General features: G+C 68.1%; 12 protein-coding genes. 8 read left to right on the forward strand and 4 right to left on the reverse strand.

Annotation, left to right across the window (positions count from 1 at the left end; translation table 11 throughout):
- Positions 1-10: 10 nt before the first annotated feature.
- Complete coding sequence (locus ON21_RS27250) at positions 11-1,840, reverse strand: acyl-CoA dehydrogenase (protein ID WP_039802300.1); 1,830 nt, start codon at positions 1,838-1,840, stop codon at positions 11-13.
- 373 nt (positions 1,841-2,213) lie between these two features.
- Between ON21_RS27250 and urtA the strand changes: the two genes are divergently transcribed.
- The 6 genes from urtA to ON21_RS27280 all read left to right on the forward strand — a co-directional run bounded on the left by urtA (position 2,214) and on the right by ON21_RS27280 (position 7,878).
- The gene (urtA, locus tag ON21_RS27255) at positions 2,214-3,488 is read left to right on the forward strand and encodes an urea ABC transporter substrate-binding protein (protein ID WP_039802301.1); all 1,275 of its coding nucleotides are present in this window, start codon (positions 2,214-2,216) and stop codon (positions 3,486-3,488) included.
- 126 nt (positions 3,489-3,614) lie between these two features.
- Positions 3,615-4,499 carry an urea ABC transporter permease subunit UrtB gene (urtB, locus tag ON21_RS27260; protein ID WP_039802302.1) on the forward strand — a complete coding sequence of 295 codons (885 nt, stop codon included), beginning with the start codon at positions 3,615-3,617 and terminating at the stop codon, positions 4,497-4,499.
- Entirely contained in the window at positions 4,496-5,632 is a 1,137-nt protein-coding gene (urtC, locus tag ON21_RS27265; protein ID WP_039802304.1) for an urea ABC transporter permease subunit UrtC, read from the forward strand. The genes urtB and urtC overlap by 4 nt, the downstream gene beginning before the upstream one ends.
- Positions 5,629-6,483 carry an urea ABC transporter ATP-binding protein UrtD gene (gene urtD, locus ON21_RS27270; protein WP_039802307.1) on the forward strand — a complete coding sequence of 285 codons (855 nt, stop codon included), beginning with the start codon at positions 5,629-5,631 and terminating at the stop codon, positions 6,481-6,483. The genes urtC and urtD overlap by 4 nt, the downstream gene beginning before the upstream one ends.
- Positions 6,476-7,168 carry an urea ABC transporter ATP-binding subunit UrtE gene (gene urtE / locus ON21_RS27275; RefSeq protein ID WP_039802309.1) on the forward strand — a complete coding sequence of 231 codons (693 nt, stop codon included), beginning with the start codon at positions 6,476-6,478 and terminating at the stop codon, positions 7,166-7,168. Before urtD ends, urtE begins: the two co-directional genes overlap by 8 nt.
- A gap of 8 nt (positions 7,169-7,176) precedes the next feature.
- Positions 7,177-7,878, forward strand: coding sequence for a GntR family transcriptional regulator (locus ON21_RS27280; protein WP_039802312.1), 702 nt, complete (start codon positions 7,177-7,179; stop codon positions 7,876-7,878).
- A gap of 4 nt (positions 7,879-7,882) precedes the next feature.
- Here the strand turns inward: ON21_RS27280 and ON21_RS27285 are convergent, their stop codons facing one another.
- A complete protein-coding gene (locus ON21_RS27285; protein WP_039802314.1) occupies positions 7,883-8,755 on the reverse strand; it encodes a hypothetical protein in 873 nt (290 codons plus the stop codon).
- A 228-nt stretch (positions 8,756-8,983) separates the two neighbouring features.
- On the opposite strand from ON21_RS27285, the gene ON21_RS27290 reads away from it, so the two are divergent.
- Positions 8,984-9,517, forward strand: a complete 534-nt coding sequence (locus tag ON21_RS27290) for a carboxymuconolactone decarboxylase family protein (protein ID WP_083880926.1) — start codon at positions 8,984-8,986, stop codon at positions 9,515-9,517.
- Here ON21_RS27290 and ON21_RS27295 read toward each other — a convergent pair.
- Complete coding sequence (locus ON21_RS27295; RefSeq protein ID WP_039802316.1) at positions 9,514-10,290, reverse strand: TetR/AcrR family transcriptional regulator C-terminal domain-containing protein; 777 nt, start codon at positions 10,288-10,290, stop codon at positions 9,514-9,516. The genes ON21_RS27290 and ON21_RS27295 overlap by 4 nt on opposite strands.
- 120 nt (positions 10,291-10,410) lie before the next feature.
- Here ON21_RS27295 and ON21_RS27300 point away from each other — a divergent pair, with 120 nt between their 5' ends.
- Positions 10,411-10,788, forward strand: coding sequence for a VOC family protein (locus ON21_RS27300; RefSeq protein ID WP_039802318.1), 378 nt, complete (start codon positions 10,411-10,413; stop codon positions 10,786-10,788).
- A gap of 29 nt (positions 10,789-10,817) precedes the next feature.
- Here ON21_RS27300 and ON21_RS27305 read toward each other — a convergent pair.
- A partial coding sequence (locus ON21_RS27305; protein ID WP_039802320.1) for an NAD(P)H-binding protein occupies positions 10,818-11,619 on the reverse strand: 802 nt, incomplete at its 5' end.

Consider the following 11,619-nt stretch of genomic DNA (forward strand, 5'->3'; position numbering starts at 1 on the left):
CCGCCGAGCCTTAGAAACCATCTTCTTCCAGGTTCATGATGTCGTTGTCCAGGGTGGCGACGATTCCGCGCACCGCGCTCAGCGTCGGCAGCACGTTCTTGGCGAAGAAGCTTGCGACGGCGACCTTCCCGGCATAGAAGGCACGGTCCTTCTCCGGCGCGTCGGCGGCCAGCGCGGCGGCCGCGATCTCCGCTTGGACCAGCAGTCGCCAGCCGATGAGCAGATCACCGACCGCGAGCAGGAAACGCACCGAACCCAGGCCCACCTTGTACAGTTCGGTGGGCTTCTGCTGGGCGGCCATCAGGAAACCGGTGAGCGAGGCGGCCATCGCCTGCACGTCCTCCGCGGCGGTGCGCAGCAGTTCGCGCTCGGTGGCGAACCGTCCGGTCTTCGCGTCCAGGAACGCCGCGATCCGTGCGTTGACGTGCCCGAGCGCCACACCTTGGTCGCGAATGATCTTGCGGAAGAAGAAGTCCTGCGCCTGGATGGCGGTGGTGCCCTCGTACAGCGAGTCGATCTTCGCGTCCCGGATGTACTGCTCGATCGGATAGTCCTGCAGATAGCCGGAGCCGCCCAAGGTCTGCAACGACTCGGTCAGGTACTGGTAGGCCCGCTCCGAGCCGACACCCTTGACGATCGGCAGCAGCAGATCGTCCACCCGGTGCGCCAGATCGGGGTCGGCCCCCGAAACCAGCTGCGCCACATCGGGATTCTGATGTGCGGCGGTGTACAGGTACACCGCGCGCAGACCCTCCGCGTACGCCTTCTGCATGGCCAGCGAGCGACGGACATCCGGGTGCTGGATGATGGGCACACGCGGCGCGGCCTTGTCGGTCATCTGCGTCAGATCCGCGCCCTGCACCCGCTCCTTGGCGAAGTCGAGCGCATTGAGGTACCCGGTCGACAAGGTGCCCGAGGATTTGACGCCGACCATCATGCGCGCGTTCTCGATCACCTGGAACATCTGCGCGATGCCGTTGTGCACCTCGCCGACCAGCCAGCCCTTGGCGGGCGTGCCGTGGCCGCCGAAGGTCAACTCGCAGGTGGGCGAGGATTTCAGGCCCATCTTGTGCTCCACACCGGTGACGAACACGCCGTTGCGGTCGCCGAGTTCCAACGTCTCGGGGTCGAAGAGGAACTTGGGCACGTAGAACAGCGACAGCCCCTTGGTGCCCGGCCCGGCGCCCTCGGGACGGGCCAGCACCAGGTGGAAGACGTTCTCGGCGGTGTCGCCCACCTCCGCACCGGAGATGAAGCGCTTGACGCCCTCGATGTGCCAGGTGCCGTCCTCCTGGCGGATCGCCTTGGTTCGGCCCGCGCCGACGTCGGAACCGGCGTCGGGCTCGGTCAGCACCATGGTGCCCTGCCAGCCCTTCTCGAAGCCGAGCGTGGCCCAGTGCCGCTGCTGCTCGGTGCCGACGTCGAACAGCACGGACGCCATCACCGGCCCCATGCCGAAGAACGACGCCGACGGGTTGGCGCAGGTGATCATCTCCGCGACCGCCCAGACCAGCGCCGCGGGGGCGGGAGTGCCGCCCATGCCCTCCGGCATGCCGAGCCTGCCCCAGTCCGCGTCGCGCACGGCGGCGACGGTCCTACGCAGCGGCTCCGGAACAGAGATCGAGAAGGTGGTCGGGTCGTAGCCGACCGGATCGCGGTCGGCCGCCGCGAAGGAGTCCGCCACCGGCCCCTCGGCCAAGCGCCGAACCTCCGACAGGATCTCCCGGACGGTGTCGGAATCGAGGTCGCCGTACGCGCCCGTATCGAGCAGCTTGTCCAGCTCGAGCACTTCGAACAGGTTGAACTCGATATCCCTCAGGTTCGCCTTGTAGTGGCCCACCTGGTCCTCCTCGACTCGAGTCCGCGGCCCGCCGCCGCGGCATGGGACGGTTCAGACGTCGTACGAGTCGAAGCGTGCCGCATCGCGGCGACGCTACGCAACCGTAGCCATATACGCCCCGGCCAGCGGGTTTGCCGGGATCTCACAACGGTTCACCAGCCGTTCACGGAAAAGGTTCACATCGTCGAAACAGACGAAACGGACTTGTCATCGAGAGATATTCCGGCGCAACAACTCCTGTCTACCGTTCCATCACGAATACAGCCGTTGTATACAGCCCCGTCTACAGCCGTGAGCGGGGCGAAGACGGCGGTGTTCGACGCGGCGCCCTGCCGACGCCGCCGCAACACCTGATGAGGAGAGGGCTCGCCCCATGCCAGATTTCCGTGCCAACCATCGCTCCGGGCGTTTGGTGCGAGCGATGGCGGTACCCACCGCGGTCGCGCTCGCCGGCCTGTTGCTGACCGCCTGCGGCGCCAAGGACGACGCCTCGACCACCGGGTCGGGCGCCGCGTCCTGCGTCGACACGTCGAAGGACACGATCAAGGTCGGTTCCCTGCACTCGTTGTCCGGCACCATGGCCATCTCCGAGGTCACCGTCGCCAACTCGACCAAGCTCGCCGTCGACCAGATCAACGCCGCGGGCGGGGTGCTCGGCAAGAAGATCGACCTGGTGCTCGAGGACGGCGCCTCGGACCCGAAGACCTTCGCCGAGAAGGCCGAGAAGCTGATCAGCTCCGACTGCGTCGCCGCGGTGTTCGGCGGCTGGACCTCCTCGAGCCGCAAGGCGATGAAGCCGAAATTCGAGAGCCTGAACTCGCTGCTCTACTACCCGGTGCAGTACGAGGGCCTGGAGGACAGCAAGAACATCTTCTACACCGGCGCCACCACCAACCAGCAGATCGTCCCGGCGCTGGACTACCTGAAGCAGAAGGGCATCACCTCCCTCTACCTGGTGGGCAGCGACTACGTCTTCCCGCAGACCGCCAATCGCGAGATCAAGGCGTACGCCGCCGCCAACGGCATCGAGATCAAGGGCGAGGACTACACCCCGCTCGGTTCCACCGACTTCTCCACCATCGTGAACAAGGTCCGCGCCGCCAAAGCGGGCGCGGTGTTCAACACCCTCAACGGCGACTCCAACGTCGCGTTCTTCCGCGAGTACACCAACGCGGGCCTGAAACCCGCCGACATGCCGGTGGTTTCGGTCTCCATCGCCGAAGAGGAAGTGGCCGGCATCGGCGCGCAGAACATCGCCGGACAGCTCACCGCGTGGAACTACTACCAGACCGTCGACAGCCCGGTGAACAAGAAGTTCGTCGCCGACTACAAGGCCGCCTTCGGCGCCGACAAGCCGACCTCCGACCCGATGGAAGCCGCCTACGCGTCGGTCTACCTGTGGAAGAACACCGTCGAGAAGGCGAAGTCGTTCAAGGTCGAGGACATCCAGGCCGCCGCCGACGGCGTCAGCTTCGACGCGCCCGAGGGCCTGGTCACCATCAACGGCTCCAACCACCACATCACCAAGACCGCCCGGATCGGCGAGATCCGTCCCGACGGACTGATCTACACCGTGTGGGACTCCGGCAAGGCCGTGACGCCGGACCCCTACCTGAAGTCCTACGACTGGGCCAAGGGCCTGAAGTAGTCCGCGGCTGTCCGCGGCCCAGCTCCCGGTGCCCGCCCGTCGACACAGTCGCGACGGCGGTCACGCGGAGCGCGTAATGAGGGGGGCCGCGGACAGCATCGGACCGGCAGACACAGGAGCTTTCCCATGGATGTGGTTATCGGACAGCTCTTCACCGGGCTGAGTCTTGGATCCATTCTCTTGCTCGCCGCGCTCGGTCTCTCGCTGACCTTCGGTCAGATGGGCGTGATCAACATGGCGCACGGCGAGTTCATCATGGCCGGCTGTTACACCACTTATGTCGTGCAGAAGGTCATCACGTCGGTGGGGGTCTCGCTCGTCGTCTCCCTGCTGATCGGTTTCCTCGTCGGCGGCCTGCTCGGCGCCGCGCTGGAGATGGGTCTGATCCGCTGGATGTACGACCGTCCGCTGGACACCCTGCTGGTCACCTTCGGCGTCGGGCTGGTGCTGCAACAGCTGGCCCGCGACATCTTCGGCGCGCCCGCCAAGAACGTGATCGCGCCGGAATGGCTCAGCGGCGGCGTCACGATCCTGGGCGCGGTGGTGCCGAAGACGCGCATCTTCATCCTGGTCCTGGCGGTGGTCGCGGTGACCGCGCTGGCCGCGGTGCTCAAAGCGACGCCGCTCGGCCGCCGCATCCGCGCGGTGGTGCAGAATCGCGGCTTGGCCGAAACCTCTGGCGTCTCCAGCCGTTTCACCGACATCAGCACGTTCTTCATCGGCTCGGGACTGGCGGGCGTGGCCGGTGTCGCGCTGACGCTGATCGGTTCGACCAGCCCGACCATCGGGCAGAGCTATCTGATCGACGCGTTCCTCGTGGTGGTCATCGGCGGGCTCGGCCAGATCAAAGGCACGGTGATCGCGGCGTTCGCGCTCGGGCTGCTCAATTCCTACATCGAATACTCGACCACCGCGTCCATCGCGAAGGTCATCGTCTTCGTCGTCATCGTGATCTTCCTGCAGGTCCGCCCGCAGGGCCTGTTCACCGTCCGGACAAGGAGCCTCGCATGACCACGCTCGTCCAACGGTGGCGCGCGCACTCCTCGCTCGGCGCGCTCGCGGGATTCGCCGTCGCCGCCGTCCTGTTGTTCGCGGTCGCGCCCGCCGTGCTCAGCGACTTCCGGCTCAATCTGCTCGCGAAGTTCCTGTGTTTCGCGATCGTCGCGGTCGGCATCGGATTGGCCTGGGGCCGGGGCGGAATGCTCACCCTGGGGCAGGGTGTGTTCTTCGGCATCGGCGCTTATCTCATGGCCATGCATCTGCAGATGGCCGACGCCGCCCGGCTGGGCAACGACGTGCCGGAGTTCATGGAGATCGCGGGCATCCGCGAATTGCCGTCGTTCTGGAAACCGTTCGCGTCGGCTCCGGTGGCGCTGCTCGGCATCCTCGTACTACCCGCGCTGATCGCGGCGGCACTCGGCTACGGCGTGTTCAAACGTCGCGTGAAGGGCGCCTATTTCGCCATCCTCAGCCAGGCGCTTGCCGCCGCGCTGGCCATCCTGCTGACCGGTCAGCAGAGCATCGGAGGGTTCACCGGCCTGTCGGATTTCCGCGCGTTCTTCGGCTTCAAGCTCTCCGATCCGGCGAACCGGCGCATGCTGTTCTTCTTCGCCGCGGCCGCGTTGCTGGTGGTGGTCGCGCTGGTGCGGCAGTTGATGCACAGCAGATACGGCGAATTGCTCGTCGCGGTGCGCGATCAGGAGGAGCGGGTGCGCTTCCTGGGCTACGACCCGGCGAACGTCAAGATCGTCGCCTACGTGGTCGCCGCGTTCTTCGCCGGCATCGCCGGTGCGCTGTTCACCCCGATCGTCGGCATCATCTCCCCCGCCGACATCGGCGTCGTCCCGTCCATCGCGTTCCTCATCGGCGTCGCGATCGGCGGCCGGACCACGCTGCTCGGGCCGGTGCTCGGCGCGATCGGCGTGGCATGGGCGCAGACGGCGCTGTCGGAGGAGTTCCCGTCCGGATGGACCTACCTGCAAGGTGTGCTGTTCATCGTGGTGGTCGGTTTCGTCCCGGCGGGACTCGCCGGATTGTGGCCGATGCTGAAAGGCCTGTTGGACAACAGGCGTCCCGCGGCGCCGCCCGCGCAGGTGGTCGAGGCGCTGCCGGAACCCGCGACGGAGAAGGTGGAATCGCGATGACCGAGACGACCCACGAACCGAAGCTCGGCGGCAACGCGGGCATGTCCAGCGAGTACCTCGAGATCCGCGGTCTCTCGGTGAGTTTCGACGGTTTCAAGGCCGTCACCGACGTCGACCTGACGGTGTTGCAGGGCGACCTGCGCTTCCTCATCGGCCCCAACGGCGCGGGCAAGACGACGCTCATCGACGCGATCACCGGACTGGTCCCGGCGACCGGATCGGCGCAGAAGACCGGCGTGGAACTGCTCGGTCAGAAGGTGCACCGGATCGCCCGGCTCGGTGTCGGACGAACATTCCAGACCGCGAGCGTGTTCGAGCAGCTCAGCGTGCTCCAGAACCTCGACATCGCCGCGGGCGCGGGCCGTTCGGCGCTCACCATGCTGCGCCGCCGCAAAACGGTGCTGCCCGCGATCGAGGAGGCGCTGGAGACCACCGGCCTGGCCGACCTGCGCGACAAACCCGCCGGGGTGCTCGCGCACGGGCAGAAGCAATGGCTCGAGATCGGCATGCTGCTGGTGCAGAACGCGTCGGTGCTGCTGTTGGACGAGCCGGTGGCCGGGATGAGCGCCGAGGAGCGTGAGGAGACCGGAAATCTCCTGCGCCGCATCGGCGGCGACCGGGTGGTCGTGGTGGTCGAGCACGACATGGATTTCATGCGCGCCTTCGCCACCTCGGTCACCGTCCTCGCCGGCGGCCGAGTGCTCAGCGAGGGAACCGTCGAACAGGTGCAAGCGGACCCGAAAGTCCAAGAGGTCTACCTGGGCACCGCCGCGGCGGTAGGGACCGAACTGGAGGACGCGTCGATCGCGCCGAATCCGGAGTCACCCCGGAAAGGGGACAGCGATGCTTGAACTCACCGATATCCACGCCGGTTACGGCCGCACCGAGGTGATCCACGGCGTCTCGGTGACCGTCCCGGACGACAGCGTGGTCGCCGTCATGGGGCACAACGGCGCGGGGAAGACCACGCTGCTGCGCACCGCCGTCGGGCTGATCGGCACGAAATCGGGCCGGATCGAGTTCGACGGGGAGGCCATCACCAAACTGTCGCCGTCGCGCCGGGTGCGGCGCGGGATCGCGTATGTGCCGCAGGGTCAGCAGAGTTTCCCGCAACTGACCACAGCGGAGAATCTGCAAGTGGTCGCCGACGGCCGCAAACGCGGCAAGGCCCTGATCGACGAATCGCTGGACCTGTTCCCCGCGCTGCGTGAGCTGCTCACCAGAAAGGCGGGCCTGCTGTCCGGCGGCCAGCGCCAGCAACTGGCCATCGCGCGGGCGCTGATCACCGAGCCCAAGCTGCTCATCCTGGACGAGCCGACCGAGGGCATCCAGCCGTCGGTGGTCGCCGAGATCGAGCGCACCATCATCGATCTCACCCGGCGCGGCGGACTGAGCGTGCTGCTGGTCGAACAGCACATCGGCTTCGCGTTGCAGGCGGCGCAGCGCTACTACGTGCTGCGATCGGGCCGGGTGACCTCCACCGGCGCGGGTGGGGCGGGCGCCGAGCGCGAAGTCCGATCGGCGATGGCGATCTGAGCGCCGCCATGGCCCGCGACAGGGGTCGGATTCCGCTACGCGAGCAGGTGTACGACTCGTTGCGCCGGGATCTGGCCACCGGAGCCATCGTGCCGACCGAACGGCTCGGCGAGGAACGTCTCGCCGAGGCGTACGGGGTGTCGCGCACCCCGGTGCGCGAGGCGCTGGCCCGATTGCAGGCGGACGGGCTGGTCGAGCGGCTCGCCGACGGCCTCTACCCGTATCGGCCCCGGCTCGACGAACTCGATCACCTCTACGAGTTGCGGCTCGTGCTGGAGGCCAGGGGCATGCAACGGGTGGCGCTGCCCGGCGAGGCGACCGCGCACGATCTGGCTCTCGTGCGCGCGGAACTGGACACCTGGCGCGCACTGCGCGACGACCCGCCCGAACCCGGCCCCGCGCTGGTGGCCGCCGACGAACGGTTCCACACCACCTTGCTCGCCGCCGCGGGCAACGCCGCACTGGCCGACGCGCTCACCGCCGTGCACGTCCGTGTGCGTCCGGTGCGCACGCTGGACATGCCGACTCCGGAACGCATCGCCACGATGACCGCCGAGCACATCGCGATCGCCGAGCACCTGGTATCCGGTGCGGTGGACACGGCGCTGGAAACGCTCACCGCCCATATCGATACCTCGCGCACCCATGTGCTGGCTCGCGCGCAGTACGCCATGCGCCTGACCAAACTGGGCCGCGCCGTGCGGGATTGACCGGTCAGCAGTTCTGCTGGAAGGGGTAGCACTGCGTGGGCCGGTACGCCGGCGGCGACGGTGTCGGACTCGTCGTGCCGGTCGCCGGGATCGGCTGCGCCGAGTCGTGCGCCAGCGCGGTGGCGATCACCCCGAGCACGAACAGCACCCCGACCACGGCGATCACGATGACGGACCAACCCGCGTAGGCCTGGCTCTTCGTCGCGACGCCCGGTGTGGGCTCGACTCGCGGCTTCGGTGCGCGCGGGATGGTCGTGACCGGCTCCGGCGCGTTCTCCTCGAATCCCGACTCGAGCAGTTCTTCGCGGGACGGCGCGATCTCCGCTAGACCGAGCGCGCCGCACGCGCCGATCACCCGGTCCGCGGTCCAGTCGCGCGGTCCCGCCGAGAACCCCTCCAGATAGATGCGCAGTTCGGTCGCGTCGGTGACGTTTCCGACGACCACGTCCAACCCCGGACGCAGATTCGTGCGCGCCGGGCGCACCACGGCGCCGCGGAACGGGACGAGCACGACGGCGCCGCTGATGTGTCCCGGATCCTGCAACGCTCGCTGGAGCATGTGCTTGACCGCGTAGATGCCGTGTTCCACGCGCTCGGCGGGGCTTCCGTTCTCCGGGTCGTCCAGGTCCACCGGCGCGTCGCTGATCTTCCACGGCCCTTCGGCCGGTGTGCTCAGAATGCCGCTCTGCCTGCGCTGGAATCCGTGCACCTCCAGCACGGTCAGCCCGCGCGGGGTCCAGACCACCGCGTCGACACGCCGGTTGTCCGCCTCGAGATCGATCACGGCGAGGCCCGCCGTCGGATACGACCGCAGACACGCGACGAATTCCCGCTCAGCGCCGGAGAGCTCCGCTCCCGGCCTGACCCTCACCAGCATCTTTTCCCCTGACGACCTGTTGTCCACACCTGACGCCGCGGAAACGCGCTGCGGCCGCGGCAACCCGCACCGGTACTGATGATGACGGGATACCCCGCCGAAAACCACTGGAAAGCAAAAGAATGGTGGCGCGCCGGGCGGGATACTGCCAAGTAGGCTCTCATCTCGGTCGGCACCGACGCCGGCCGCACAGACCACGCGGAGGTGGCAACCGGCATGGTTTCAGCGCTGCAACCACGCATCTCGCCCGGACGGCTCCGGGAGCTCGGTGCGCTCAATTGGGTTTTCTGGCAGGTGCTCTCCCGCGCCGCGGGCACCCATGACGCCCATTTGTTCAGCACGCTCGGCCGCACCCGAGGCCTGTTCCGCGGTTGGCTGCACTACTCGGGCAAGCTCATGCCGGGCGGGAGGTTGCCTCGCCACGAGTCCGAACTGGTCATCCTCCGGGTCGCGCATCTGCGCGGCTGCGAGTACGAGATGGACCACCACATCCGGCTCGGCCGCCGCGCCGGGGTGACGAGCGAAATCCTGGAGCGGCTGCGCAAGGGCCCCGCGGCGGCGGGTTGGTCGGACAAACATCGGGCTCTGCTGGCCGCCGTGGACCAACTGGTCGAGACGCGCGACCTCGACGACGACACCTGGGCCGAGCTGGCGAAGCACTACGACGAGCGCAGCCTGATCGAGATCGTCCTGCTGATCAACCAATACGACGGGCTGGCCGCCACCATCACCGCCCTGCGCATCCAGCGCGACGGAGTCTAGGCGGACGAGCCCTCGATACGGCGGGCCAAACCGTCCAGCACCAGAGTCAGCCCGAACTCGTATGCGTGGTCGGCGCTGTAGGCGGCGTCGTGCGCCTGGCCCGCGGCCGTCCCGACGCGCGCGGCGAGCGGGTACCGCCGCGCGTCGAAGACCTGCGCCAGCACCGGCGCGGCGCGCTCCCACCACTGCCCGTCGGACATGGCGCTGTCGGCCGCCGCCCGCGCGCTGTCGATGGCGATGCGGGCGACGGACGTGACGAAACCGAGCACGAAGGTCAAAGCGGCGTCCATCGCTACGTCGTCGAGGCCGAGTCCCGCGAATGCTTCCAGCTCGTGGTCGTATTTGGCGGCAAGGCCTGGCCCGAGCGGTGGCCGGGTGGTCGGCAGATACGCCACCCATGGATGACGGGCCAGCATGGCGCGGTTCTCCGCGGCGATCCGGGCGACCCGCTCGCGCCAGGGCAGACCGGTGAGGTCCGCGCGCTCCATCTCGGCGTACACCGTGTCCAGCATCAGGTCGATCAGCTCGGACTTGCCCGGCACATAGGTGTAGGTGGCCATGGGAGTCAGACCGAGCCGGTTGGCGACCGCGCGCATCGTGACCGCCCCGATCCCCTCGGCGTCGGCGATCTCGATCGCGGCGGCGACGACCGCCTCGACGCTGCTGCGCTGTTTCGGACCCCGCCCGGTGCCCGATTCGGACGGAATCCGCCATAGCAACTCCAGCGTGCGCACCGGGTCGCCGGCACCGCTGCGCTCGTTCGGCTGTCTCATCGCCGCCTCCTAACCCGCCTCGATCGTATCGATGTGACACACATCATGATGCGCGCCGTCCATAAACCCTCTACAAAGTACAATGTACTTAGTACAGAGTTCAGCCGTCGAGGAGGGCCCATGAACATCACCGCTTCCGCCATCTCGCTCAACGTCCCCGACCCGGCCGCCTCGGCGCGGTTCCTCATCGAGCACCTCGGCTTCGAGGAGAAGATGTCGGCCGACGGGTTCGTCTCGCTCGACCGCGGCGACGCCGGGCTGAACGTCATCTACCTGCGCACCGGGCTGGCGAGCTTCAAACCCGAGAGCAAGGCGGGCAGCGCGGGCGACGGCCTGCTCGTCGTCTTCGTCGTCGACGACATCGACGCCGAATACACGCGGCTGCGAGCCGAAGGCGTTCCGATCGTGACGCCCATCGAGACCGAGGAGTGGGGCGAGCGGTACTTCCAGATGAGCGATCCGAACGGGATCATCATCCAATTGGTGCAGTGGGTGTAAGAGGGCTTCTCGCGGCCGCGCGAATGACGTCAGGCGAGTGCCGCGCGGAAGACGTCGACAGCGGGGGTCGCGGGGCGGCCGAGCAGCCGCGCCAAGTCGCCGGAGCGTACGTCGAGGACGCCCTGCGCGATACCGGCGTCGGCGTCGGCGAGCGCCGCGGCGAACTGCGCGGGCAGGCCCGCCGCGACCAGTCCCGCCGCGTAGTCCGCCTGCGGAAGGTCCTCGTAGCGCACCGGCTTGCCCGATGCCTCCGAGATCGCCTGCGCCAGCTCGGCATAGGTGAGCCGCTCGTCGCCGCCGAGCTCGTACACCCGGCCCGCGTGGCCGTCGGTGGTGAGCACCTCGGCGGCGGCTTCGGCGTAGTCGGCGCGCGCCGCGCCCGCGACGCGCCCTTCGCCCGCCGCGCCGTGCAGCACACCCGACTCCACCGCATGCGCCAGACCGCCCAGGTAGTTCTCCCAGTACCAACCGTTGCGCAGAATGGTGTGCGGCACAGTCGAATCCGCGAGTACCGCTTCGGTGCCCTTGTGCTCCTGCGCGAGGATCAGCGGATTGTCGGTCGCGCCGGGAATGCTGGTGTAGGCGAGCAGTTCCACTCCGGCCCGCTCGGCGGCGCGAATGACGTTGGCGTGCTGCTCGACTCGCGCGCCGAACTCGTTGCCGGAGACCAGCAGCACCCGATCGACACCGTCGAGCGCCCGGTCCAGCGCGGCCGCGTCGCCGTAGTCGGCCTGCCGGACGTCCACCCCACGCTCGGCCAGGTCGGCCACCTTCGCCGGGTCGCGCACGATCGCCACGACCGTCGTCGATCCCCCCTTCAACAGCGCCTCC

The sequence above is a fragment of the Nocardia araoensis NBRC 100135 genome, from assembly GCF_000308435.1.
In the GTDB taxonomy this organism is placed as follows: domain Bacteria; phylum Actinomycetota; class Actinomycetes; order Mycobacteriales; family Mycobacteriaceae; genus Nocardia; species Nocardia araoensis.

Coding starts and splice junctions, on each gene's coding strand:
- urtA (WP_039802301.1), top strand. CDS start 2,214: ATGCCAGATTTCCGTGCCAACCATCGCTCCGGGCGTTTGGTGCGAGCG.
- urtB (WP_039802302.1), top strand. CDS start 3,615: ATGGATGTGGTTATCGGACAGCTCTTCACCGGGCTGAGTCTTGGATCC.
- urtC (WP_039802304.1), top strand. CDS start 4,496: ATGACCACGCTCGTCCAACGGTGGCGCGCGCACTCCTCGCTCGGCGCG.
- urtD (WP_039802307.1), top strand. CDS start 5,629: ATGACCGAGACGACCCACGAACCGAAGCTCGGCGGCAACGCGGGCATG.
- urtE (WP_039802309.1), top strand. CDS start 6,476: ATGCTTGAACTCACCGATATCCACGCCGGTTACGGCCGCACCGAGGTG.
- ON21_RS27280 (WP_039802312.1), top strand. CDS start 7,177: ATGGCCCGCGACAGGGGTCGGATTCCGCTACGCGAGCAGGTGTACGAC.
- ON21_RS27285 (WP_039802314.1), bottom strand. CDS start 8,755: ATGCTGGTGAGGGTCAGGCCGGGAGCGGAGCTCTCCGGCGCTGAGCGG.
- ON21_RS27295 (WP_039802316.1), bottom strand. CDS start 10,290: ATGAGACAGCCGAACGAGCGCAGCGGTGCCGGCGACCCGGTGCGCACG.
- ON21_RS27300 (WP_039802318.1), top strand. CDS start 10,411: ATGAACATCACCGCTTCCGCCATCTCGCTCAACGTCCCCGACCCGGCC.